The following is a 704-nucleotide window of genomic DNA, read 5'->3' as shown; positions in this document are numbered from 1 at the left end:
CCGTATCTGAAATGGGTCGGGGCCAAAACCCGGAGTATGCCGGCCCTGCTTGCCGCCCTGCCTTCACCGGAATACGTGGAGTGTCTGATTGAGCCGTTTGCCGGCAGTGCATCGGTTTTTCTGAACACCCGTTACCGGCAGTATGTACTGGGTGACAGTAATCCCGACCTGGTCAGCACCTGGCGTCACGCCCGTGACAATCCCGGGGCACTTATCACGGCCTTACGTCGGCTGTACCGGGAGGGTAACAGTGAACAGGCCTGGCATGAGAACCGGGCTGCGTTTAACCGTATGAAAGACTGTACGGAAAAAGCGGCCCTGTTCATTTACCTGAACCGGCACGGTTTCAACGGCGTGTGCCGGTATAACAAAAAGGGAATGTTCAACGTGCCGTTTGGTCGTCCGGTCAGGCCGTACCTGCCGGAGCGGGAAATCATGATTTTTGCCCGTAAAGCGGCGCGCTGTTATGTGAGTTTTTTCCACGCCGGTTTTGAAGAAACCCTGAGCGCGGCCACCACGGGGCTGTTTGCCGCCCTGCGGTGTGGTATTTACTGTGATCCGCCGTATCTGCCGCTCAGTGACACGTCAGCGTTCACGCAGTATGACGGACAGGTTTTCACGCCGGCCCATCATCAGCGGCTGGTCACCCGGCTACAGGAGATTCATCAGCAGACCGGTTCACCGGTGGTGATTTCCTCCGGGGA

The 704-nt window shown here is 57.8% G+C and carries 1 protein-coding gene; it reads left to right on the top strand.

Going from position 1 to position 704, the window contains the following annotated elements:
* A partial coding sequence (locus ACU8YC_RS25275; RefSeq protein WP_446896001.1) for a DNA adenine methylase occupies positions 1-704 on the top strand: 704 nt, incomplete at both ends.

The sequence above is a fragment of the Citrobacter sp. VF227 genome (assembly GCF_052950715.1).
Note: the sequence above shows the minus strand (reverse complement) of the source record. Positions and strands in the feature narration are given on the sequence as shown.